This window comes from Collimonas antrihumi (assembly GCF_018304965.1).
GTDB lineage: Bacteria > Pseudomonadota > Gammaproteobacteria > Burkholderiales > Burkholderiaceae_D > Collimonas > Collimonas antrihumi.
On record NZ_JAGQED010000003.1, the window covers coordinates 15,134 to 39,403 of the forward strand.

The 24,270-nt window shown below is 57.4% G+C and carries 23 protein-coding genes; 14 read left to right on the plus strand and 9 right to left on the minus strand.

Features of this window, described 5'->3' with window-relative positions:
- The first annotated feature begins 8 nt into the window (after positions 1–8).
- The 4 genes from KHU29_RS04035 (at position 9) to KHU29_RS04050 (ending at position 4,889) form a co-directional block, all read left to right on the plus strand.
- Positions 9–1,361 carry a GntP family permease gene (locus tag KHU29_RS04035; RefSeq protein ID WP_211451413.1) on the plus strand — a complete coding sequence of 451 codons (1,353 nt, stop codon included), beginning with the start codon at positions 9–11 and terminating at the stop codon, positions 1,359–1,361.
- A 38-nt stretch (positions 1,362–1,399) separates the two neighbouring features.
- A complete protein-coding gene (gene gntK / locus KHU29_RS04040) occupies positions 1,400–2,959 on the plus strand; it encodes a gluconokinase (protein WP_211451414.1) in 1,560 nt (519 codons plus the stop codon).
- A gap of 93 nt (positions 2,960–3,052) precedes the next feature.
- Positions 3,053–3,838, plus strand: coding sequence for an SDR family NAD(P)-dependent oxidoreductase (locus tag KHU29_RS04045; RefSeq protein ID WP_211451415.1), 786 nt, complete (start codon positions 3,053–3,055; stop codon positions 3,836–3,838).
- Positions 3,839–3,851: 13 nt separating this feature from the next.
- Positions 3,852–4,889, plus strand: a complete 1,038-nt coding sequence (locus tag KHU29_RS04050) for an L-idonate 5-dehydrogenase (protein WP_211451416.1) — start codon at positions 3,852–3,854, stop codon at positions 4,887–4,889.
- A gap of 156 nt (positions 4,890–5,045) precedes the next feature.
- Here KHU29_RS04050 and KHU29_RS04055 read toward each other — a convergent pair whose 3' ends face one another.
- From KHU29_RS04055 to KHU29_RS04070, 4 genes are all read right to left on the minus strand, one after another.
- Positions 5,046–5,762: an EthD domain-containing protein gene (locus KHU29_RS04055; protein ID WP_211451417.1), complete on the minus strand. Its 717-nt coding sequence runs from the start codon at positions 5,760–5,762 to the stop codon at positions 5,046–5,048.
- A 107-nt stretch (positions 5,763–5,869) separates the two neighbouring features.
- Positions 5,870–6,664, minus strand: coding sequence for an SDR family oxidoreductase (locus KHU29_RS04060; RefSeq protein ID WP_211451418.1), 795 nt, complete (start codon positions 6,662–6,664; stop codon positions 5,870–5,872).
- Positions 6,665–6,717: 53 nt separating this feature from the next.
- Complete coding sequence (locus KHU29_RS04065) at positions 6,718–7,938, minus strand: sulfotransferase family protein (RefSeq protein ID WP_211451419.1); 1,221 nt, start codon at positions 7,936–7,938, stop codon at positions 6,718–6,720.
- Positions 7,935–9,086 carry a DUF1214 domain-containing protein gene (locus tag KHU29_RS04070; RefSeq protein WP_211451420.1) on the minus strand — a complete coding sequence of 384 codons (1,152 nt, stop codon included), beginning with the start codon at positions 9,084–9,086 and terminating at the stop codon, positions 7,935–7,937. The genes KHU29_RS04065 and KHU29_RS04070 overlap by 4 nt, the downstream gene beginning before the upstream one ends.
- A 293-nt stretch (positions 9,087–9,379) precedes the next feature.
- On the opposite strand from KHU29_RS04070, the gene KHU29_RS04075 reads away from it, so the two are divergent.
- The 10 genes from KHU29_RS04075 (at position 9,380) to KHU29_RS04120 (ending at position 18,502) form a co-directional block, all read left to right on the plus strand.
- Positions 9,380–9,880, plus strand: coding sequence for an SRPBCC domain-containing protein (locus KHU29_RS04075; RefSeq protein WP_211451421.1), 501 nt, complete (start codon positions 9,380–9,382; stop codon positions 9,878–9,880).
- Positions 9,867–11,111, plus strand: coding sequence for an NADH:flavin oxidoreductase (locus KHU29_RS04080; protein WP_211451422.1), 1,245 nt, complete (start codon positions 9,867–9,869; stop codon positions 11,109–11,111). Before KHU29_RS04075 ends, KHU29_RS04080 begins: the two co-directional genes overlap by 14 nt.
- Before the next feature lie 150 nt (positions 11,112–11,261).
- Positions 11,262–12,158 carry a sulfate adenylyltransferase subunit CysD gene (gene cysD / locus KHU29_RS04085; protein WP_211451423.1) on the plus strand — a complete coding sequence of 299 codons (897 nt, stop codon included), beginning with the start codon at positions 11,262–11,264 and terminating at the stop codon, positions 12,156–12,158.
- Complete coding sequence (gene cysN, locus KHU29_RS04090) at positions 12,158–14,062, plus strand: sulfate adenylyltransferase subunit CysN (protein ID WP_211451424.1); 1,905 nt, start codon at positions 12,158–12,160, stop codon at positions 14,060–14,062. The genes cysD and cysN overlap by 1 nt, the downstream gene beginning before the upstream one ends.
- A complete protein-coding gene (locus KHU29_RS04095; protein ID WP_211451425.1) occupies positions 14,059–15,030 on the plus strand; it encodes an acetyltransferase in 972 nt (323 codons plus the stop codon). The genes cysN and KHU29_RS04095 overlap by 4 nt, the downstream gene beginning before the upstream one ends.
- 12 nt (positions 15,031–15,042) lie before the next feature.
- Positions 15,043–15,828 (plus strand): sulfite exporter TauE/SafE family protein, encoded by a 786-nt coding sequence (locus tag KHU29_RS04100; protein WP_211451426.1) that lies wholly within the window; start codon positions 15,043–15,045, stop codon positions 15,826–15,828.
- Positions 15,829–16,023: 195 nt separating this feature from the next.
- Complete coding sequence (locus KHU29_RS04105) at positions 16,024–17,211, plus strand: helix-turn-helix transcriptional regulator (protein ID WP_211451427.1); 1,188 nt, start codon at positions 16,024–16,026, stop codon at positions 17,209–17,211.
- A gap of 41 nt (positions 17,212–17,252) precedes the next feature.
- On the plus strand, positions 17,253–17,546 hold the full coding sequence (locus KHU29_RS04110; protein ID WP_343216023.1) for a DUF1294 domain-containing protein: 294 nt from the start codon (positions 17,253–17,255) through the stop codon (positions 17,544–17,546).
- A 118-nt stretch (positions 17,547–17,664) separates the two neighbouring features.
- Positions 17,665–18,084, plus strand: coding sequence for a hypothetical protein (locus KHU29_RS04115; protein ID WP_211451428.1), 420 nt, complete (start codon positions 17,665–17,667; stop codon positions 18,082–18,084).
- A gap of 151 nt (positions 18,085–18,235) precedes the next feature.
- On the plus strand, positions 18,236–18,502 hold the full coding sequence (locus tag KHU29_RS04120) for a DUF1488 family protein (RefSeq protein ID WP_211451429.1): 267 nt from the start codon (positions 18,236–18,238) through the stop codon (positions 18,500–18,502).
- Positions 18,503–19,145: 643 nt separating this feature from the next.
- Here KHU29_RS04120 and KHU29_RS04125 read toward each other — a convergent pair.
- From KHU29_RS04125 to KHU29_RS04145, 5 genes are all read right to left on the minus strand, one after another.
- Positions 19,146–19,349: a cold-shock protein gene (locus KHU29_RS04125; protein ID WP_092357437.1), complete on the minus strand. Its 204-nt coding sequence runs from the start codon at positions 19,347–19,349 to the stop codon at positions 19,146–19,148.
- A 260-nt stretch (positions 19,350–19,609) separates the two neighbouring features.
- On the minus strand, positions 19,610–20,986 hold the full coding sequence (otsA, locus tag KHU29_RS04130; protein ID WP_211451430.1) for an alpha,alpha-trehalose-phosphate synthase (UDP-forming): 1,377 nt from the start codon (positions 20,984–20,986) through the stop codon (positions 19,610–19,612).
- A 76-nt stretch (positions 20,987–21,062) separates the two neighbouring features.
- Positions 21,063–22,907 carry a glycoside hydrolase family 15 protein gene (locus KHU29_RS04135; protein WP_211451431.1) on the minus strand — a complete coding sequence of 615 codons (1,845 nt, stop codon included), beginning with the start codon at positions 22,905–22,907 and terminating at the stop codon, positions 21,063–21,065.
- 33 nt (positions 22,908–22,940) lie between these two features.
- Positions 22,941–23,699, minus strand: a complete 759-nt coding sequence (gene otsB / locus KHU29_RS04140) for a trehalose-phosphatase (RefSeq protein WP_211451432.1) — start codon at positions 23,697–23,699, stop codon at positions 22,941–22,943.
- Positions 23,700–23,828: 129 nt separating this feature from the next.
- Positions 23,829–24,158 (minus strand): hypothetical protein, encoded by a 330-nt coding sequence (locus tag KHU29_RS04145; protein WP_211451433.1) that lies wholly within the window; start codon positions 24,156–24,158, stop codon positions 23,829–23,831.
- Between the last annotated feature and the right edge of the window lie 112 nt (positions 24,159–24,270).

Genomic DNA, 24,270 nt, shown 5'->3' on the forward strand with positions numbered 1-24,270 from the left:
ACATCCTCATGCTGGGTTTAAGCAACGACGCAACATTGCTGTTGAACGCATTTCTCGCAATCCTGGCGCTGATCATCATGATCACGCGTCTGCGCATCCATCCCTTCATCGCACTGATCATCACCTCGGGTTTTCTCGGCCTGATCTCGGGCATGCCTTTGCCCAAGATCGTCAAGTCTTTCCAGGACGGTTTCGGCGGCGTGCTGGGTTTTGTCGGTATCGTGCTTGGCCTGGGCACCATGCTCGGCAAGATGATGGCGGAGTCGGGTGGTGCAGACCAGATCGCGCAAACGCTGGTACGCGCCTTCGGCAAGGATCGTGTCCACTGGGCGATGATGATCGGTGCCTTCCTGGTCGGCATTCCGCTATTCTTTGAAATCGGCTTCGTGCTGCTGATCCCGCTGGTGTTTATCGTGGCCCGGCGTTCCGGCGTGCCATTGTTCAAGATCGGCATGCCGATGCTGGCCAGCCTGTCGGTGATGCATGGGCTGGTGCCACCGCATCCGGGGCCGCTGCTGGCTATCGGCATTTTCGGCGCGGATATCGGCAAGACCATTCTTTACGGCCTGATCGTCGGTTTGCCGACAGTAATCATCGCCGGTCCTATGTTCGGTGCTTTCATCTCCAGGCATGTAGACGTCAAGCCATCTGACGCGCTGATGGCGCAGCTGGCGCGCGAACCGGAAACGAAAAATCTGCCTGGTTTCGCCATCACTCTGGTTACCGTGCTGATGCCGGTTTTCCTGATGCTGCTGAAGACTTTCGTCGATATTGCGCTGCCAGACGGCAGCAGCCTGCGCGACTTGATGGATTTTATCGGCAATCCTATCGTGGCATTGCTGGCGGCGCTGCTGTTGTCGATGTACACCTTCGGGCTGGCACGCGGCTTCACTCGCCAGCAAGTCTTGAAGTTTGTCGATCAGAGTCTGGCGCCAACCGCGGCGATCGTGCTGATCATCGGCGCCGGCGGCGGATTCAAGCAGATGCTGGTCAATAGTGGCGTCGGTACTGCCATCGGTGAACTGGCGGTGCATGCACAAATTTCGCCTTTGCTGCTGGCATGGTTCGTGGCCGGCGTGATCCGGGTGGCAACCGGGTCGGCGACGGTGGCGACGATTACCGGTGCAGGCATCGTGGCGCCACTGGTGGCTTTGATTCCAGGCACCAACCGTGAGTTGCTGGTGTTGGCAACCGGCGCGGGATCGTTGATCCTGTCGCACGTCAACGATGCCGGTTTCTGGCTGGTCAAGGAATACTTCAACATGAGCGTCGGTGAAACCTTCAAGACATGGACCGTGATGGAAACCATCATCTCGGTAGTCGCCATTATTTTTATCATGTTACTCAATCTGGTCGTCTGATAAACGCTTCTGCGAGATGACGGTATACGAATCATCCTATGTCAAATTTCATGCTCGGCGTCGATATCGGCACCACCAGTACCAAAACGGTCGTATTCACCCTGGAAGGGCGGGTTGTTGCCCAGCACGCGGTTGAGTATCCATTATTGTGTTCGGCGCCTGGCATGGCGGAACAGGAACCGCAACAGATTTACCAGGCGGTGCTGACCTCGATTGCCGAGGCGGTCAAGGCAGCCCGCGAAGTCCACCCGGCACAGGCGGGAAATCACCGCATCGCGCTGGTGTCTTTCAGCGCCGCAATGCATAGCGTGATCGCACTCGACAGCGACAACCGTTTGCTGACCAACAGCATCACCTGGGCCGACAACCGTGCCAGCGAGTGGTCCAAACGCATTCGTGACGAATTCGACGGCATTCAAATCTACCGGCGCACCGGCACGCCGATCCATCCGATGTCGCCATTGTGCAAGCTGATGTGGCTGCGTCATGATCAGCCGGACGTATTTGCCCGCGCCGCGCGTTTTGTCGGCGTCAAGGAGTATGTTTTTTTCTGCTTGTTCGGCAAGTGGCTGGTTGATCATTCGATTGCTTCGGCCACCGGCTTGTTCAACCTGCAAGAGTTGAACTGGGATAAAGATGCGCTGACTCTACTGGGAATCCGCGCCGGGCAGTTGTCCGAACCGGTTCCGACCACGCACCATGTCCATGGATTGGATGTCGCTCTTGCCGCCCAGTTGGGATTGCCTGCCGATACGCCATTCGTGATCGGCGCCAACGACGGCGTGCTGTCCAACCTCGGCGTCAACGCCATTCATCCGGGGCAGGTCGCTGTCACTATCGGCACCTCGGGTGCGATGCGCACCGTGATCGACAAACCGCTCACCGATCCGTCCGGCCGTACTTTCTGTTATGCGCTGACTGAGCGGCATTGGGTGGTCGGCGGGCCGGTCAACAATGGCGGCAATATCTTTCGCTGGGTGCGCGATGAATTGGCCACGGCCGAAGCATCTGCAGCCCGCAGTGCCGAGGTTGATCCCTATGACGCGCTGACCCGTATCGCCGAACTGGTTCCGCCCGGCGCCGCCGGCTTGCTGTTCCATCCATTCATGGCGGGCGAACGCGCGCCGCTGTGGAATGCCGATTTGCGCGGCTCGTTCTTCGGACTGGCGCTGCATCACGGCAAGCAGCATATGATCCGCGCCGCACTGGAAGGCGTGATCTTCAATCTGTACGGTATCTTGCCGGCGCTGGAAGACTTGATCGGCCCGACCAAGCGGATGATGGCGACTGGCGGTTTTGCCCGTTCTGCCTTATGGCGCCAGATGATGGCCGATATTTTCAACCGCGAAGTGGTGGTGCCGGAAAGCGTCGAATCGTCCTGCCTCGGTGCGGCGGTACTGGGCTTGTATGCATTGGGCATGGCGCCGTCGCTTGATGTGATTTCCGACATGGTGGGATCGACCAATCGCCACGTGCCGATTCCTGCCAACGTCGCCGTCTACGATCGCCTGCGTCCGATTTTCATGTCGATTCCCGGCAAGCTGCAGCAGGAGTACCAGGCGCTGGCGGAGTTTCAACGCCAATGCACACCGGCGTAACCATCGTAATCAAGGCGGCCATCTCTCTCATCGCTGCTAGCGACCGCTAACCACGGCTACCACGGCTACCACGGCACCCATCAAGGAGACAAAATGACAGCAACATTACCAGCAGGTTTGCAAAGTTTCTCATTGTCCGGCAGGCTCGCGCTGATCACCGGTTCCAGCGGTGGCATCGGCTTCGCGCTAGCTCGTGGCCTGGCTGCTGCCGGCGCCTCCATCGTGCTCAATGGCCGCGATGCGGACAAGCTGGCACGCGTGGCGGCGCAGTTGCGCAGCGAGGGCTACACGATTCATGAAGCCTGCTTCGATGTCACATCGTCGGCTTCGGTAGAGGCTGCGGTCGCAAAAATAGAAAGCGGAATCGGCGCCATCGATATCCTGTTCAATAATGCCGGCATCCAGCGCCGCGCACCGCTGGAAGAATTCAAGGAATCCGACTGGCACGAACTTATCCAGACCAATCTCAACAGCGTGTTCTTCGTCGCCAAGGCTGTCGCGCAACACATGATTCCACGCGGCCGCGGCAAGATCGTGAATATCTGTTCGGTGCAAAGCGAGCTGGGACGCCCGAACATCGCCCCTTATACCGCCACCAAAGGCGCCGTGAAAATGTTTACCAAAGGGATGGCGATCGACTGGGGCAAATACGGCTTGCAGGTCAACGGCCTTGGGCCGGGCTATTTCAAGACTGAAATGAATGCGGCGCTGATCGCCGACCAGAAATTTACCGAATGGCTGGTCGGACGCACGCCGTCGCGCTGCTGGGGCGATGTGGAAGACCTGGTCGGGGCAGCGGTGTTCTTGTCCAGCGATGCATCGAAGTTCGTCAACGGTCATATCCTGTACGTCGATGGCGGCGTCACGGCTACTTTATAAGGAGAGCAATATCATGCAACAAGGAATTGTGATTCATGCACCGCGCGACTTACGCGTACAGGAATTGGAAACCGGTGAACTGCAGCCGGATCAGTTGAAAGTCAAGATCAAGGCTGGCGGGATTTGCGGCTCCGATCTGCACTATTATCACCACGGCGGTTTTGGCACGGTGCGCATCAAGGAACCGATGGTGCTGGGCCATGAGGTATCTGGCGTGATTGCCGAGACGGGTTCGGCGGTCAATGACCTTGCGCCGGGCACGCGCATTTCGGTCAGCCCCAGCCTGCCTTGCGGCCGGTGCAAGTACTGCCAGGAAGGCAAGCAGAACCATTGCCTCGACATGCGCTTTTACGGTAGCGCGATGCGTACGCCGCACGTGCAGGGCGCCTTCCGCCAGGAGATTGTGATCGAGCGCTCACAGGCGCATGTCGTCACAGATAACGTCAGCGACGGTGAAGCCGCGATGGCCGAGCCGCTATCGGTAGCTCTGCACGCGGTACGCCGCGCCGGCGCACTGCTCGGCAAACGCGTGTTGATCACCGGTTGCGGCCCGATTGGCGCTTTGACGGTGATTGCCGCACGCCGCGCCGGTGCTTTGCAGATTGTCGTGACCGATGTCGCCAGGATGCCTCTGGAAGCAGCACTCAAGGTCGGCGCCGATCAAGCCATCGATGTCGGGCAACAACCGGATGCGCTGGCCGCCTTCACCAAGGACAAGGGCAGTTTCGACGTGTTGTTCGAAGTCAGCGGCAACCAGCAGGCTTTGCGCGGCGCGCTTGACGCCTTGCGACCAGGCGCGATCATCGTGCAGGTCGGCCTCGGCGGCGATATCAATTTTCCTGCCAATCTGCTGGTCGGCAAGGAGCTGGAGTGGCGTGGTGCTTTCCGCTTCCATGAAGAATTCGCACTAGCGGTTGAATTAATGAATAAAGGCCTGGTCGATGTGAAGCCGCTGATCTCTGCCACCTATCCATTCGAGCAATCGGTGGAAGCTTTCGAGATTGCCGGCGACCGCTCGAAGATGATGAAGGTTCAGCTAAGCTTCAATTGACGACTTCGCCTGGTTGTCCCGTTCAGGATTCTCATAGCCACGTCACTGGCGCTGCTATTAAAAAGCCTGTCTCGAAAGAAACAGGTTTTTTCTTGCCCCCGGTCAACTGCGGCAAACCGTGGTGACACGCACATTTACTTGTGTGTGATCCTGTCGTCAGGCTGCCGGCGATTTTACGATGTATTGACTGCTTGGTATCACGTCGATTTTGTCGAAATCGATGAAACGTCCACAACTCTCCATCATCGCACCTACATTGCGCTGGAATTTGTCTTCGTTGCCGACTGCATTAAAGAATGCATACGGATCCGTCATGGCTGCGGCCGGAAAACATTCCTCGACAATAGCATCATAGGCCGGTGCAGCATGAGTGAGTGAACGTATCACCACGTTTTGCACATACAAGAAGGTGTCTTGGGTATCGATCGCTACCTGCGTATGGTGGTTGTGCCACATGTCCAGCCAGGCATCGGGCGCAAGCCGTGGCGGCCGTTTCAGGAACGCCAGTTGCGCAAAGCCGGCCGTACGCTCGCCGGCGATCGATGGGTAACGCGTGTTGCGAATCGGCTGGGATTCGGTGACGAGATAACCAGCCATCCTTGCCACTGCATCCGCGATCACTACATCGAACGGCTGACGCAATTTTTCAATTGCGCTGTCTACCCACAGTGACAGGAAGCCATCGATTGGAGGACGGGTGTTCACTTGACGCAATTTGGCGGCAGATTCGACGGCCTGGTCTGCTACATTCACTTGCAAGCCGCGTGCGCCGATAGCGATGAGTTTGTCGGCTACGTCGGTGCGCAGCATGTGGCTAAATTCTTCCTGGCTGGTCTGGGCATCGCGCCATAACAGATAGACGACTTTTTCCATTTCTTGAATTCCTTTATCGACAGTTAATTAATTGTGTCAAAGACCGCCTTCGGCGGCGGTCCTGAATTCCCGGTCGGGCTTTACAGCTTTAATCCCAGGGAAGCAGATCAGGTCGCCATGAAATCGCCGCCATTAGCATCGAGCGCCGCGCCGCTGATTGCGTTGGCGTAGTCGGATACCAGAAACAATGCCGCCTTGGCGCAGTCATCGTCGGTCGGCAAGCGTCCGAGTGCGATATTGGCGGCAATCGGCGCGACCAGCTGGGCTTCCGGCAGGTTAAGCTCTGCCGCCGTTTGTTTCATGTAGCCCTGGACCGGCGCACCCCACATCCAGCCCATATAGACGCTATTGGCGCGGATGCCGTGCGGCCCGAGTTCCCTGGCCAGATACTTGACGGCTACCGACAACGCACCCTTGGATGCCGCATAGCCGCCTTCGCCGGGAAAAGGCTTGCGCGTAGCCTGGGTATTGATCATGACGATGGCGCCGCTGCCTTGTTTTTTCATGTGCGGCACGACTTCCTGCGTCAATGTCATGGTGCCAAACACATTGGTATCGAATACGGCGCGCCAGGCATCCAGGTCGGCGCTTTCGATCGCCTCGGGGAAGTTGCCATGGACAAAAGCGCTATTCACCAGGGCGTCGATCCGGCCAAAGCGCTGGACCGTCTGCGCTGCCAGTTCCTTGCATTGGTCGCGCACGGTGATATCTGTCACCATCTTCAACACCTCGCAATCGACGTTCAGTGCGCGGATACGCTGCTCGGCCTCGTCCAGTTTGGCTGCAGTCCGTGCTGCAAGTACGACTGCTCGCGCGCCTTCGCGCGCCGCCTCGATGGCCAGCTTGACGCCCAGGCCGGGACCGATGCCGGAAATAATGACCACTTTGTCTCGTAATAACATTTTTTATGTCTCCAGTGATGTGATGTTGTCTGTAATGTTGTCTGTGATGTAATTCAGCGCGCCACAAGTGCAGCAGCAGGTGCAGCCGCTGCGGACAGAATGTGACGCTCGCGGTACGCTGCGAAATCCTGTTTGAGTTGTTCTTCCCCCAGGCCGAACTGCGCCAGCGTATAGTCGTGCGCTGCGCGCTGGTCGCGGCGATTCTGCGTCAGCCATGTCTGAATGGCGGCACGGACTTCATCAGGAAATGCAATGCCGGCAAAACGGTATACCGATTCGATCACGCTCAACGGTTTCGAGACGGTGTCTTCGAAGCGTATGTCGAGAAAATTTTCAGCCGGCAGCGTGGCGCGCACTGCCATCGTATGATGGACAGCATGCTGCATTTGCGAACTCCACTGATGGCCTACCACTTTGGCGTCAGGCTGATCTGCGTACATTTTCCATAAAGTATGCGCAAAGCTGGCTAGCGATGGGATGGTTTGCGCAGGATCGCGATGCGTCAGCACCACTTTCGCTTGTGGGAAAACCTTGAGTAACAGCTCCAGCGTATGTAAATGCTGCGGCGTCTTGAGTATCCAGCGCTGCGCAGCAGGGGCGCCGCGCTGCAGTTTTTGCCATTGCAGGAACTGCAGCGTCTTTTTCAGGTATTGATAAACCGGCGTCCGATCCTGCTGTGCGAGCCACGCGGTATAGCTCGGCACGTTCGCGTAGGAATCCATCGCCGACATGAACGCGTGTTCCATCAGCATGAATTCTTCGTCCGCCTGCATCGCGTCTAACGGATGAATCGCCAGAATCTGCGGAATGTATTCGATCATCGCCGCCACTTCGCCGCAGGCCAATGCAATACGCTGCTCCGGATTTTCCACTGGCTGGCCGGGTAGCGGCGCGGGGTAACGGGTTTCCCACCATGCCGCAGAATAAAACCGCTGGTCGACCGCCAGCGCCCGTTGCAGCAAGGTGGTGCCGGTGCGCGGCAAACCGACGATAACGACCGGATCGCCGATGGGTTGTTGCTGAATCTCCGGATAACGTTTGCAGTAATCTTCGATGACCAGGCGATTGACGAGTTGCGCGAGCAACCTCTCGTGTAACAAGGTTCGGCCTTGCAGCGAAAGACCGGCTTCTTCATTCAAGGCTTTGCACATTACTTGCAGCGCTGTGCGGTAGTTGCCGTCGCCGAAATCGGTCAATCCGCGCGCACGCTCGGTGGCAAGGGTCAGCAAATGCTCGGCGTCAAGCAGGGGGGCTGCTACGGTATCGGTGCTCATGCTGCCTCCAACAGAGATGCGAGTTTGACGACGCGGGTCGTCGGATGGACGGGTTGCGCCGCGCCGACCCAGCGCAAGCACATGGTACCGTTGCGGTGGCCGGCGGTTTCCAGCCAGTTGGGCCGTCCCGGATCACGCTGGGAAAGAATCAGCGTGATGCCGCCGTCGTTGTTGTAATGCGCCGAGTGTTTATTGATGCAAATGTTGTGGTGGCGATAATCGAGGGATTCCATCCAATAATTATTGATTTGCAGATTCCAGAAATCACAGGCCGGCACAGAGGCGGCATCGATAACGAGCGCTTCGTCATCGGCCAGTTCCCAGTACGAGTGGTAGTAGAAAATATTGGGGTCGCCGCCTACCGCCTGGCATATTGCCTGGTTCGCCGGAGGCAACTGGTTGGGGTGCGCCCGATAGCCCTGAGCCCAGTCTGCGAACAGTTTTGATGTGTTCTCGACAAAGCGCGCAGCGTTTTGCAGGCCCGCATGCAATTGCACCGGGTCGAGCGGTTGCGGCTTCGCATCCGATCCGATCCGTTCAATTTTCAGCTGCGCCGGCTTTTCCGTGCGGCGGTCGAGGAAGGTCTGGCGCACTACCAGCGCGTTGCTCGCGGCTTCCAGCGGCAGCCAGTTGCCGCTGTGCGGCTGCTGGCTGAGGATCAGTTCGAAGCTGCCATCTGCTTCGAACTGCAGGCGCTGGGCGTCGATGAAGCCGGTTTGTTCCATTTTTCCATCGGTCTCGTAGCCGCCTTTCTGGCTGCCGAAACTGAGGTAGGAAACGCTGCCTCGATGCCCCCGTACGCGGTATTCGTTGCGGCCGTTCAGGCGCGCATATTGATACATATTGTCCGGATTGTCGGCGCCGATCTTGGCAGTTTCATGCGACGGGACCAGGAAGCCGGGGAAATCGGCATCGGCAAATTCGACATGCATTTCCAAGCCGATGCGTAACAATCGGGTCAGGTAGCGGAAGCCTTCGGCATGGGTAAATGCATCGTGCGGCGCCTCGGCTCTCAGGATTTGTTGTCCGCTGTGTTTGAGCGAATCGCAGAAGCTTGCCCACGTTTCTCCGGAGAGAAGTTGCGATGCGATGTCGCTGTCGCCGTCACCGTCACTGTCTCTGTTATTGCGGTTGTCATTTTTCGCCATGCCGATTCTCCTGTCATCCGTGCATTCACGGTTTGTTTTAGATACTTTTTCCAGGTGTTGATGAGAGTGGACATTCGTGCGGATGTCTCCTGGACACAGCACCATAGCAATCGCGGGCAGGCTTCTCTTCGTCCGGTCGGACTAACAATTTGATTGCCGGGCTTTTTGCAAAAGCTATATTGCGGCGCGTCAAGAATAGCTAGTCCGACCAGACGAGGTTTGTGAATCTATGGACTGTCAATATGAGTGGATACGCTTTCAATCCAGTATCGACACATTCCCAGGAGACTTGCATGTCCGATTCAAAATACCTCGTTACGTCAATTAAAGTACAGATCAATGCGCCTGCATCGCTGGTATGGGATGTGCTGGTGGACCTGGATAGTTACCCGCAGTGGAATCCTTACACGGTGCGGGTGGAATCGACTCTGAAAATGGGGGAGCCGGTGAATCTGTTTTTACCGAATCCAGGTCAGCCGGGGGAATTGGTTCATGTGATTGAACACCTGGCGACTTTCGACCGCCCGCGGCAGCTGTCATGGGAGATGTCGCCTTCCGAGCATTCACCGGATGCGGCCCGGCGCGACCAGTATATCGAGGCGACCGGCGCCGCGACGTGCACTTATTTCACGACCGATCTGTTCCTGGGACCGACCGCGCCTACCGTGATGGAGCAGCATGGGGAATGGGTGCGGCAAGGCTTCGACGCGGTAGCGCGTAGTCTGAAGGTGCGGGCGGAGTCGCTGTATCAGGACACTACGGCTATACAAGAGCAACACCATGCGCGATACTAACCCGACACCGGTGTCACCATTCTCGACAGTCAGCCTTGGACCGATCACGCTACGCAATCGTTTTATCAAGGCCGGCGCCAATGAAGGCATGACGCCCACTGGCTTGCCTACCCGCGCGCTCGTCAAGCATCATCGTGACCTCGCTGCCGGCGGCATCGGCATGACTACCGTTGCCTACGCCGCCGTGGCGCGCGACGGCCTGACTTTCCCGCATCAGATGCACATGCACGAGGACGTGGTACCGCATCTGCGGGTACTCACCGATGCGGTGCATCGCGAAGGCACCGCTGCTTGCCTGCAGATCACTCACGCGGGTTCGTTCACGATGATGCGCCACGGCGGACGCCGCAGCGCGCCCACTGCATCGGCAGGCTTGAATGCGTTTGGCATGCTGTACGGGGTGTTTTTCCAGCGCGCCATGAACCAAGCCGATATGGCCGGCGTCGCTGCTCAGTTCGCCGACGCCGCGCGCCTTGCGCGCGAGTGCGGCTTCGATGCAGTCGAAATTCATATGGGTCACGGCTATCTGCTCAACCAATTCTTGTCACCGCTGAGCAACCGCCGGCGCGATGGTTTCGGCGGTTCGACCGAACAACGTACGCGCTTTCCCGTAGAGGTATTGCGCCAGGTAAAAGACGCCGTCGGCGCGCATCTGGCAGTTACCTGCAAGCTGAGCGTGAGCGACGGCGTGGCAGGCGGCAATCGTGCACAGGACTCGGCGGTGACCGCGCGCATTCTCGAAGCCGAGGGCGCCGATCTGCTCACGCTGAGTGGTGGCCGCAACGTCGAGAGCCCGTGGGCGCTGTTCGGCAGCCCATTGCCGACCGCACAAATGAAAGTTGCCGCGCCACATGCGCTGGCACGCTTCGGCGTGACAATGCTGGAAAAACGCACACCGCGCGACCTGACATTTCGCGAACTGTATTTCCTTGAGGATTCGCGCGTGATCCGGCAGGCGGTGCGAATGCCGCTCGCATTTGTCGGCGGCGTCAAATCGCTGGCCGGTGTCGAACAGCTAATGGCCGAAGGTTTCGACTGCGTAGCCCTGGCGCGGGCACTGATCCACGATCCGGCGCTGCCCGAACATTTCCGCACCGGCGCTGTGAAGCAATCCGCCTGCAACAGCTGCAACGCGTGCGTTGCGAAGATCTACGATCCCGCTGGCGTGAGTTGCATTCTCCGCACACCGAACGATCCCGCGCTCACACGCATGCTTGCCGCGGATGGGTAGTCCGCCTGGCGTGGCATCGTTGCGGTTGCACGCCAATCCGCCAATTTTTTAGTCTGGTCAGACGAAGATTCAATATGGCGCCATCAGTATTCTTTGCTTAACGCACGAGACTTCAATCATCAAGTCCGGCGAACTCAAAGGAGACTATCGATGTTGACCCACTTGCAGCGCCTTGAGGCGGAGAGCATTCACATCATGCGAGAGGTGGTGGCGGAATGTGAGAACCCGGTGATGCTTTATTCCATCGGCAAAGACAGTGCCGTGATGTTGCATCTTGCGATGAAGGCGTTCTACCCGGCTAAGCCACCGTTTAAGTTATTGCATGTCGACACGACGTGGAAATTCAAGGAAATGATTGCGTTCCGCGACAAGATGGCGCAGCAGTTGGGGATTGAATTGATTGTCCACGTCAACCCTGAAGGGGTTGAAAAGAATATCAATCCGTTCACCCATGGCTCTGCCGTTCATACCGACATCTGGAAAACCGAAGGCTTGAAGCAGGCGCTCGACAAATACGGTTTTGATGCGGCATTCGGCGGCGCGCGGCGCGATGAAGAAAAGTCGCGCGCCAAGGAACGCATCTTCTCGATTCGTTCCGCCCAACACCGTTGGGATCCAAAATTACAACGTCCCGAACTCTGGCGCATGTATAACGCGCGCAAGAATAAAGGTGAAAGTATTCGGGTATTTCCGATTTCAAACTGGACCGAGCTCGACATCTGGCAGTACATCTATCTGAACAATGTGCCCATCGTGCCGCTGTATCTGGCGAAGGAGCGGCCGGTGGTGGAGCGCGACGGCACGCTCATCATGGTCGACGACGAGCGTATGCCGCTCAAGCAGGGTGAGGTTCCTGAAATGCGGAAGGTGCGCTTTCGCACGCTCGGTTGTTATCCGTTGACTGGCGCGATCGAAAGTGAAGCCGACAGCCTGACAGCGATTATTCAGGAAATGCTGCTGGCCCGCACATCCGAACGGCAAGGCCGCCTGATTGACCACGATTCCAGCGGTTCGATGGAGAAAAAGAAGCAAGAGGGGTATTTCTGATGGCACACGTATCCGACATGATTGCCGAGGACATCGGGCAATATCTGACATCGCACGAGAACAAGAGCCTGCTGCGCTTTATCACCTGCGGCAGCGTTGACGACGGCAAGAGCACGCTGATCGGGCGCCTGCTGTATGAATCGAAGATGCTGTTCGAAGATCAGTTGAGCCAGCTGGAAATAGATTCGAAGAAGGTCGGCACCCAAGGCGGCGACCTTGATTTCGCTTTGCTCGTGGATGGACTTGCGGCCGAACGCGAACAAGGCATCACCATTGATGTGGCGTATCGCTTCTTCTCCACCGACAAGCGCAAGTTCATCGTGGCCGACACACCGGGGCATGAGCAATATACGCGCAACATGTTTACCGGCGCTTCCACCGCAGACGTCGCCATTATCCTGATCGATGGCCGTAAAGGCGTGTTGACCCAGACCCGGCGCCATAGCTATCTGGCGTCCCTGATCGGGATTCGTCATATCGTGGTGGCGATCAACAAACTGGACATGGTGGATTACTCACAGGAGATCTTTGAGCGGATCGATGCGGAATACCGTGCGTTTGCCGCCGAGATCGGCCTGAAGAATATAGTGACGATTCCGATGTCGGCGCTCAAGGGCGACAACATCACGGAATTAAGCGCCAATACGCCGTGGTACACCGGCCCGACGCTGATGGCGCATCTGGAGGATGTACAAGTCGAGGATTCGGCCGATGAATCGGGGCCGTTTCGCATGCCGGTGCAGTGGGTCAATCGTCCGAACCTGGATTTTCGCGGCTATTCCGGTATCGTGGTGGGCGGCAGCGTCAAGCCTGGCGATCGCTTGCGTGTATTGCCATCCGGCCGAGAGAGCAACGTCGCACGGATCGTCACAGGCGATGGCGATCTGGCGTGTGCGGTGTCGGGGCAATCGGTCACGATTACGCTGCAAGACGAGATTGATATCAGCCGCGGCGACATTCTGGTGACCACTGAAGCGCCGGCCGGGGTGGCGGACCAGTTCGAGGCAACCATCGTCTGGATGAGCGATGAACCGATGATGCCAGGGCGTCCCTATTTGTTGAAGATCGGCACCAAGACGGTGACGGTCACCGGCGCCGCGCCAAAATACAAGGTCAACGTCAATACGCTCGAGCATCTCGCCGCGAAGAAACTGGACTTGAATGAAATCGGAGTCTGCAATCTGAATTTCGACCAGCCGATCGCGTTTGATCCGTATAAGGAAAATCGCGATACCGGCGGCTTCATCATGATCGACCGCCTGACCAACAATACGGTTGGCGCCGGACTCTTGCATTTTGCTTTGCGCCGTTCGCAGAATATCCATTGGCAGGCAATCGACGTCAACAAGCAAGCGCACGCAGCTCTCAAGCGACAAAAACCTTGCGTGATCTGGTTCACGGGATTGTCGGGCGCCGGCAAGTCGACGATTGCCAACCTGGTTGAGAAAAAACTGCACGCGCTGGAGAAGCATACCTATCTGCTCGATGGCGACAACGTGCGGCACGGGCTGAACAAGGATCTTGGATTCTCGGAAGCGGACCGGGTCGAGAACATCCGGCGCGTCGGAGAAGTGGCAAGACTGATGGTGGATGCCGGCCAGATCGTGCTGGTGTCATTCATCTCGCCATTCCGCTCTGAACGCAGAATGTCGCGTGAGTTGGTGGCAGCGGATGAATTCTTCGAGGTATTCATCGATACCCCGATCAGCGTGGCCGAGCAGAGAGATCCGAAGGGACTCTACAAGAAAGCGCGTCGCGGTGAGCTGAAGAACTTTACCGGTATCGATTCGCCTTACGAACCGCCTGAGAATCCGGAGATCCGGGTCGATACCACGGTCCAGTCGCCGGAGCAGGCGGCCGAACTGATCGTTGCCCATCTGATTGCCGCCGGGGTGCTCGCATGAGCCATTACTACGCATTCAACGGCGATGCAGACGGCTTGTGCGCGTTGCAGCAACTGCGGCTGGCCGAGCCGCACCTGCTGCAACAAGCGACACTGGTGACCGGGGTCAAACGCGACATCAAGCTGCTGCAGCGCATCGATGCAGAGGTGGGCGATGAGATCACCGTGCTCGATATCTCACATGATCAAAATCGGGCCGATGTATTGCGATTGATACAGGCGGGTGCATCGTTGCGCTATTTCGATCATCATCACGCCGGCGAACTGCCGCGGCATCCTTGCTTTGCGCCATACATCGAAGAGGCCGCTGAAGTCTGCACCAGTATCCTGGTCGACCGCTATCTTGACGGCCGTCATCGCTACTGGGCCATCGTCGCAGCGTTCGGCGACAGCTTGCCTGAAGTGGCAAACGCGATGGCGCGCGCGGCGGGGCTCGATCTGCATCAGGCCGCGACTCTTGAAAGACTCGGCATCTGTCTGAATTACAACGCTTATGGCGAGACAGTCGCCGATCTGCATTTCGACCCCGTCGATCTGGCCGAATCGATGCTGCCTTTTACCGATCCGCTGATGTTCGCCGCGCATTCGGAGGCCTACGCGCGGCTCGCCGCCGGTTACGAAGAAGACATGTGCCAGGCCCGCAGACTCGCGCCGCTGCGGCAAGTGCCGGGAGCGATGCTGATGCGCCTGCCAGACGAAGCGTGGGCGCGGCGTGCCATCGGCGTCTTCGCCAACGAGCTGATGCTGGCACAGCCGGACTGCGCACTCGGCATCTTGTCGCCGCAAAGCCGTGGCGGTTTTACCGTGAGCGTTCGGGTGCCAACGCATAGCCCGGTTGGCGCAGCTGATTTTTGCCGGGCCTTCGATACGGGCGGTGGCAGGAAGCTGGCAGGTGGCATCAATCATCTGCCGGCAAATGAGCTTGAGCGCTTCGCCGGCCGGTTTGAAGCGTGCTTTGGCATGGCATAGGCAGGTATCGAGATGAATCTGCTCAACCCGTTTGCAGGCTTTCTGGTCGGTTTGCTGGTCGGCTTTACCGGAGTCGGCGGTGGCGCGCTGATGACGCCTTTGCTGATCTTGCTGTTTGGCGTCGCGCCGCAAACGGCAATCGGAACCGACCTGCTGTTTGCCTCGATCACCAAGGGAGCAGGGGGCTGGGTGCATGGCGCCGCCGGCACGATCGACTGGCTGGTGTTGCGCCGGCTCGCATCGGGGAGTTTGCCCGCTGCGGGACTGACGTTGCTACTCATCAGGCACTCCCATCTGGACCAGAGCATGCACACCCTGATCCTGCAAGCGCTGGGCGCTACGCTCGCCCTGTGCAGTCTGGCGATGCTATTCAAATCCAGGCTCCATCAGCTGGGGCAACGGCTGCGCACTGTGGCGCCGGCACGCTTCAAGGGGGCGCAACCGATGCTGACGGTGGCCGCCGGGGCATTGCTGGGATTCCTTGTCACATTCACCTCGGTCGGAGCAGGTGCGCTTGGCGCAGTAATGCTGGCCTTTCTCTACCCTTATCGTCTGACGCCGGTCAAGATCGTCGGCACCGACATCGCGCATGCGATACCGCTTACGCTGGTTGCCGGCCTTGGTCATCTCACGCTCGGCAATGTCGATTTCGCACTCTTGAATTCACTGCTGCTCGGTTCGCTTCCCGGTGTCATTGCCGGTGCGTTATTGAGCAACAGAATCGCCGATCGTTATATGCGCAATGCGCTCGCGGTGATTTTACTGGCGGTCGGTGGGCGGCTTCTGGTGGCGGGCTGAAGGTAGGTCGGAACGGCCGCTGTGCGATTCTCCGGTCAAAGCAGTTTTGTCTAAATGATATTTGTCGTCCGTTATTTATCGCTGCCATCTACGCTAAACGGACGATTCGCGATCAGGTAGAACAACTATTATTGTCCAAGACAAAAAAGCCGAAATAATTGATTTCCCCAGTCATGTTCCAAGGAGATAGTGAACATGTTGACGACTACCGCCGAGGTCCGCGCCAGCGGAACCCGCCTTTTTGAAATTGCCGCACTGCCGTCCGAGCAATTGAGCATGCTCCTTGGCCTGATCTATCAGGGGCCGATGGAGGCAACCCCGTGGTCCAGCTCGCTTGAATTCATCCGGCAGCAACTGCAAGCCAGTTTTGCAACGCTGGTGCTGCGTACGCCAGCCAGCACTCGCCCGGGGCTGATCGTCAATGCCTCCGTGTTCGGTGCATTGCTGCCGGGCGAGCCGTCATATAGCACCGATTATTATGCGCAATGCCCATTCATCGGCTTGCCGAACGATCAGGTATTCACGGCGGATGAAATTTTCGGGGTGGACGGATGGTGTGCCCACAAGTTCTACCGGCAGTATCTGCAGCCGCTGGATTTGCGCTACATCCTGGCGGCAAACATCCGTACCGCCGATGGCGTGGAGTGCGCGTTCTTCGTCTGCCGGGGACATGGCGCAAGCGACTATTCGGCAGCCGAGAAGGCTTTCATTGCGGTGTTGCTGCCGCATCTCAAAAGAGCGGTAGACCTGCATTCGAAGCTGGACGTGGTGGAGTCTGAACGGTCGCTCTATGCGGGCACGATGGACCGGATGCTGATCGGCACCGTGATTCTGGACGAGGGCGGCCATGTGCTGAAGAGTAACGGCGCGGCAGACGGCATGATTACGGAAAAGGACGGCGTCCTGGTCAACAAGGGCGTGCTCGAGGCGCATTGTCCGATCGATAATCGCAAATTCCAAAAGGCAATCCGGCTCGCCCTGGCCAATCACCTTGGCGGGGCCAGCGCTTCGGTGGAAGTGATGACGTTGTCCCGGTCTTCCGGCAAGGCGCCGTTGAGCGTGCTGATTCGCGCGATCCCGCTGAACTATTGCGCGGACGAAGGAAAACGTCGGCCTGCAGTCGCCGTGTTCGTCCGGGATCCGGTCAGTGCCTCGCATACCTCGCGCGAAACCGTGCGCAAGCTGTTCCGATTGACGCGCACCGAAACCGAACTGGCGATGCTCATGGCTGACGGCTTGACGCTTGACGAGGCGGCAGAGGAGCTCGGCATCATGAAAAATACCGTGCGCGCCCACCTGCGCGGTATCTTCGCAAAAACCGGCGCGACGCGTCAGGCCACGCTGATGAAGACTTTGCTCAGCAGTGTGGTTTCACTCGTGTAAGTTCTGACCTGTCAACCGGCTCGACGCAAGGCGCCAGGTGCGTGCCCGGTCCAGCGACTGCAGGCGCGATTGCCTTTCTCGCGTATGTCTTCGATAAGTATGCAGCAAAGAACAAGCGGTGGAGAACCAAAGAGGGCACGTTGCACATGCTGGAGCTGGTTGGCGGCTGGCCAGGTGCTTTACTGGCTCAGAAAATTGTACGCCACAAATCCCGGAAGGAAGAGTTTCAAACAGTATTCTGGGCTACCGTCATTCTCAATTGCTGTGCATTCGGCTGGCTTATTGCAAAGACCGGTTCTGGTTTTCTGCAATCGCTCGTCGCCCTGTGGACGTAAAGGCGGTGATTCATAGCAAGGATTTACCTGAGTGAAAGGGAAATACGCACAAAGCTCGGTAGCGCACATACGGCAGCTGCTGTTTTCGGTAGATTCAAATTTTAGTTTGGAGATCATCATGCCAAATGACCGAAATCTTTTTAGCTCAACAGCTGCCTGTTTCAATCGTAGTTCGGCTCGGCTGTTGCTGCTGGTGCTGTTCATATCAAGCGCCTCGTGGGTAGCCATGGCTGCCACGAATCCACAAGATGCGAATGCACGCTATCAGGCGGAACGAGCGGTATGCACCAGCGGACAGTCGAACCAGTCGCGCGCGACTTGCCTGAAGGAGGCCGGAGCGGCTCTGCAAGAGGCCAGAAGAGGGCACCTCCGTGACGATCCGACGGCAGATAGTCAAAATGCATCGTTAAGGTGCAACGCCTTGCCTCCCGATGACAAGGATGCGTGTCAGCGCCGGGTAAATGGCGAAGGTACCACTAGCGGTAGCGTACTTGAGGGCGGCGTGTTGCATGAACTGACTGTGCCGGATCGAAAATAGCCTGCGTCAGATTTGTGTATCCGGATTTGAACTTGCTAAATGGGGGCGTTGTCTTATTCTCTCAGCCCCATCGCGAGCACGACGATGTTTATGACATTGGCGTCAGAGGTGGGCGTTGCGGTTTTGCCACCTATTTTCAGGAGAGAAGAAAATGCGGATTTCCTTTCTCGGCGCAATTGCTCACGATCCAAAGTCGGACAGCGTCATCATTCCAGTTGTCATTGATAACAAGCTGACAAAATGCAATGTCACAAAAGAATGTCTGGATAATAAATTCTATGCGGGGCCGCAACCGGAAGACCGGCTTGCGACCTATCGCGGTCACAAGATCGAGATCCAGATTGCGCTTGCCCACAAGCTCAGGGCAACCGGGCGCCGCAACGGCGTAACGTTGCTGGCTGCCGATTTTAACGATTAGATTTTTTTCAAGAGCCGGGACCGGCTCGCACCATTTCCAGTAATATTGAGACCTGCCGACCTTGGTGAACGAGGCCGGCTGTTTTTTTATATTCAACGCCACATAACCTGAGCCATATGAAATTGCCAATCGCCATAATCATAGGATGCGCCATCATCGCGTTAGCAGTATTTCTGGGGCTTACTTACGACAAGCGTACCTGGATGGAATCATGCGTGAGCGGGAATCAACTCTTCCTTAAAGACCAGGCAACGCAAACTTGCGAGATGCAATACGTCAAATCCAGAAAATAAGATCCAGACAGCAGTGCGTAGGGAAGTAGTGTTTAGGAAAGCAGTACTTAGGGGAATATCCGAAGGAGCACCACTGCGGCGCGTAAATTCCGCGCAGTAGAAATTTGTTGGCAAAACTTGCTGATAAAACTTGCTGGTAAACGTCGCGGCAATGGAAGTGTGTCGCGGCTCTCAGTCTTGCTTGCCGCATGCCATGTCTGGAGCCATCTGTTTGATCCGCATGTGAGCGGAATCAGCGAGAGGCATCCAGCCTTGTCCTGGCGAATTTCTCGCCGCCAGGCTTTTTATTCGTCAGCTACAGAAAAGCTTCCGAGGTTTCCTATTCGTAATCCTTGGTCTGGAATCGATTTTCAAGGATTTTGAATGTTGGATGCCTGTTTGCCTTTTGGACCGTCTGTAACGTCGAATTTCACTTTTTGGCCTTCTTTGAGCGTCTTGAAGCCATCCATCTGGATTGCGGAGAAGTGCGCGAACAAATCTTCACCACCATCGTCCGGTGTAATGAAACCGAAGCCTTTGGAATCGTTGAACCACTTAACAGTACCTGTTGCCATAATAATCTTTCAAATGTGTTAGCTGCGAGCCTAGGCTGGTAGCGTCGAGAAATTGCTTCTGTACGTTACTAACGTAGTGCCGCGGGCCGGGCGGAAACAAGCTTCGGTGCTGTCGTCGCATTTTTTGCCCTCGACATCAATGAGTATCCTCCAAAACTTCCGGTTTAGCCAAGAAAGTTGTCGAAATAAATATTGCAGCCTGATTATTTGATGTCGATTAGATAATCGCTGCAGCTGCATGGGTGACATTTGCGCCCGCTTCAGCGCACATTTTGCAGCGATTGCAAAAACTTCCGGCACCACCAGTGGACATCGTATTTGCGAACATTGGCCAATAGCGCGGCATGCCGCGTCTGGCGTTCGGCCAGCGGCATCTGCAAGGCGCGCTGGATGGCCTGGGCGGTGCCCGGAATATCATAGGGGTTGACCAGCAGCGCTTCTTTCAATTGTTCTGCGGCGCCGGCGAATCGAGACAGCACCAGTACCCCGGGATCGGCTTCATCCTGGGCTGCGATGAATTCCTTGGCTACCAGGTTCATGCCATCGCGCAGCGGCGTCACCAGCGCCACGTCGCAAGCCCGATACAGGCCGGGCAGGCGGCGGCGCGCAACGGCGCGATGGATGTAGCGTATCGGCATCCAGTCGAGATCGCCGTAGTCGCCGTTGATTGCGCCACACAGGCTTTCCAGTTCATGCTGGATGTCGGTATAAGCGTCCACATCTTCGCGACTCGGCGCCGCTATCTGCAGCAACGTCGCGCTATGCCGGTTTTCCGGATAAGCGTTGAGCAGTTCGCCGAATGCGCGGATCCGTTGCGGCAGTCCTTTCGAGTAATCAAGGCGATCAACGCCGATCAGCAAGCGCCGCCGCGAATATTCGCTGCATGTGGTCTCATAGGTTTCCTGCGCTTCGCGCGCGCGTCCCATCCGGAGAAAGTCATCGACGTCGATTCCGATCGGAAACGCACCGGCCTGGACGGTGCTGTTGAAGGCGCGGAACTGGCCGACGCCGACGGTTTCGGCGGTGGCTTCGGCCTTCACGTAATTGGAAAAATTCAGCAAATCCGCTTCACTTTGGAAACCCACCAAATCATAGGCAAACAGCGCCCGCATCAGCCATTCATGCGATGGAATCGCCGCCAGGATTTGTTGCGGCGGCAGCGGGATATGCAAGAAGAAGCCGATGCGGTTATCGCAGCCCATGGCGCGCAGTTCCGCCGCCAGCGGGATCAGGTGGTAGTCGTGAATCCAGATCATATCGTCTGGCTTCAGCAGTGGCATCAGCTTGCGTGCAAACAGATGGTTGACGCGGCGATAGCCGGCCAGATAGCCGGACTCCAGCTGGGCCAGATCCAGCCGGTAATGGAATATCGGCCACAACACGCCATTGGCATAGCCGCGGTAATAGGCGTCGTGATCCTCTTGGCACAAATCGATTTCGGCCAGCGTCACCGGCCCGGCTTGATGCACACGCAGTTCTCCTTCACCGGGTGTGCCTTCCTTGATCACAGCGCCACTCCAGCCGAACCAGAGACCGCCGGTTTTTTTCAGGGTTTCGCCCAACGCCACCGCCAGACCTCCTGCGGCCGGCTTGCGTGGATCGGCAAGCCGGTTGGATACTACTACCAGGCGCGACATAGGCAGTTTCCTTTCTTGTTCTTGAAGCAGGTAATGCGAATCCGGTGACGGTGCTGCCGATGCTGGATAAAGGCGTTCAGATGGCAGTCTCCCACGCTGCCGACAAGCGCATGGCGCAGTTGATGATGCCGACCATGGAATAGGTCTGCGGGAAATTACCCCACATCTCACCGGTGACGGGATGGGTATCTTCCGACAGCAGACCTACATGATTGCGGGTGGCCAGCATGCTCTCGAAAATCTCGCGCGCCTGTTCTTTGCGGCCGATGCGCGCCAACGCATCGATGCGCCAGAAAGTACAGATGTTGAATGCCGTTTCCGGCCGGCCGAAATCGTCGGGTGCTTCGTAGCGCCGCATGTAGGGGCCGTCGCATAGATATTTTTCCAGGGCGTCGACGGTGGCGATGAAGCGCTTGTCGGTAGGCTCAACCAGGCCCACTTCTACCATCAGCAGCACACTGGCGTCGAGATCGCGGCCGCCGAAACTTTCGGCATAAGTCTGCCGTTCTTCATTCCAGGCTTCGGCCAGGATGCGTTTTCCTATGATTTCAGCACGCTCCTGCCAACAAGCGGCGCGTTCCTTGAGTTCCAGTTTGGCTGCGATTTTAGCCAGGCGGTCACAGGCGGCCCAACTCATCAACGCCGATGAAGTGTGGATGCGCGAACGCGTGCGCAACTCCCACATGCCGGCATCCGGCTGGTCATAGAGCGCAAACGCGCGTTCGCCGCATGCCTCCAGATGCAGGAATTGTTCGACGCCGGAACGATGCAGCAGCCGTTCATCGTGAAACGATTGCGCTGCGCCGAGTACGATATTGCCATAGACATCATGCTGGAAATGTTCATAAGCCTGATTGCCGACGCGTACCGGCGCATGATGCCGATATCCCGGCAGGTGATCGAGGGTCATTTCCGGTAACGACTGCTCCAGTCCGATGCCGTACAAAGGCTGCACGTGACCACCGGCGCTTCTGACGACCACATTGCCTAGCCAGCGCAGATAGTCTTCCATGGTGCCGAGCTCAGACAAACTGTTGAGCGCGCGCACTACAAAAAATGCGTCGCGCAGCCAGCAATAGCGATAGTCCCAATTGCGCGCGCTGCCAGGCGCTTCCGGCACGCTGGTAGTCATGGCGGCGACGATTGCGCCGGTATCTTCATACAAGGACAGTTTCAGGGTAATTGCGGCACGAATCACAGCGGATTGCCACTCCAGAGGCGTGGCCAGTGCGCGGCTCCAGCCGCGCCAGTACGTCAGGGTTTCCTGCTCGAAGGTTCTGGCGGTGTCGCCGATGCCATGGAGCAGGGTCTCATCCGGCCCCAGTATGAAATTGTATGGCCGGCTGACTACGAATGCGGTTTCCGCCAGCAGATAACTGATGGGGGCATCGGTATTCAGGCGCAGGGTTTGTTCCGATCCGACAAAACGCAAGTGATTGCTGCCGCGCGTGATTGCCGGTATTTCGCGGCCCCAGTCGAAACGCGGGCGCAATAAAACGCGCAGCCGCGGCGCGCCGCTCAGTGCTTGCAGGCGGCGCACCACGGTCAAGGGGCGGAAGAAGCGGCCACGGCTGGGAAAGCGCGGGGCGAAGTCGGTGATTTCCACGCCTTGTCCCAAGGTGTCAAACAGGCGGGTATGCAGCACGGCGGTGTTCGGTTCATACCACTGCTCGCTATTTGAAAAATTCTCCAGCTCGAAACTCCACAGGCTGCCGTTTTCAGTAGGATCGAGCAAGGCGTTAAAGACAGGATCGCCATCAAAGCGAGGCAAACAACACCAGACCATGCGTCCCAGTTTATCTATCAAGGCGTTGAGGGAGCAATTGCCGATGACGGCGAGGTCGAGGGATGAGGTGGATGGGATTGCGCCGCTGTCAATCTCTGCTGCAGCGACCAACGTTTCGGTGGGTGGCTTGGTCATGATTTCCTTCGCGTTCAGTTTATTGCGGTTGCCCTAATGCTGGTGCCTGGGGTGCCCCGGGTGCTCCAACACATGCGCCAGCATGCCGCGTACCGCGGCCGGGTTGGCGATACGTGCATATGCAAGACTCGGACCTGTACCTACTTTGATGCCGAGGCCGCCTGCCTGCTGCGACTGGACCCAGGCGAAGCCGGCTTCATCGGTGATGTCGTCGCCGATAAACACCGGGCGACGGCCGGCAAACGGCGCTTCATTCATGAATGCTGCAATTGCCTTGCCTTTGTCGGCATCGGCCGCTTTGGCTTCGACCACCATACTGCCGCGCAATAGCATAAATCCCTGATCGTGGGTCAAGGCTTGATTCATGGCTTGTACGCAAATCTGTTCCAGATGCGGAGCGCGGCGGTAGTGCAATGCAAGTGCGCCACGTTTAACCTCCAGCAGCAAGCCGGCATGCTGCGTTGCCAGCGGTTGCAGATAGGCCAGCAAACGTTTGATGTCCGGCACCGGCAGTTGCACCACGCGCCCATCAGCACTGCGCCGCTCGGTGCCGTGGACACCGGCCGCAGGCAAACGCAAGGGCGAGAGGAAATGATCGATCTGTTCCAGCGGGCGGCCGCTGATGATGGCCAGTGCGCCGTTTGCAGCTTGTTGCAGTCGTTGCAAAGTTGTTATCAAGTCTGGCGGCAGCATGACGCTTTCCGGCAGCGGAGCGAAATCGACCAGCGTATTGTCAAAATCCAGAAACAGCGCATCGGCTGCAAAGTCGTAGTCACGATTTTGTAGGGGCATGTCATGTATGGTGGAATAATGACGGATTAGTTCCCATGATAAAAATTACTGATGTCAATTTATCATTGGAGCAAAATCGAAGATTGGCCGCAAGCGGCCCGGTGGCGCGGCAGACGCCTCGCCACCGGGTCAGCGCATTTGTATCTTCATCGCTTCCGATTCCATCGCGGCATTGCGTTCCTCGCTGGCTTCGATGGGGTCGACGATATCTTCAATAGCTGCTGCAGCCCGCTCTGCCACGGCTTTGGTCTGCTCCAGACTCAGGTTGGCGCCGAATTCGTCTTCATCGTCGTCTTCGGTCGGCGGCTCCAGCATGTCTCTCAGCATGGCGCTCAGCTCCGGCGTGTCCCACGGCTCGCCATGGCGCTTTTTTACCGTGATGTAGTGCCTGACTTCTGCGTCTTGCTCCGGGGTCAACGGCAGTCCTCGGAAACTGCTCTTGGGATCGATGTCGGTCATGATGTAACTCCCCCAGTTGCGTTAGCTTTTAGTGTAGACCTATTGTGTCCGCTAGTGGGAATCTTGGGAAATTTTATGACAGGGGAACACGACTCCGCAAAATGACCTCGAA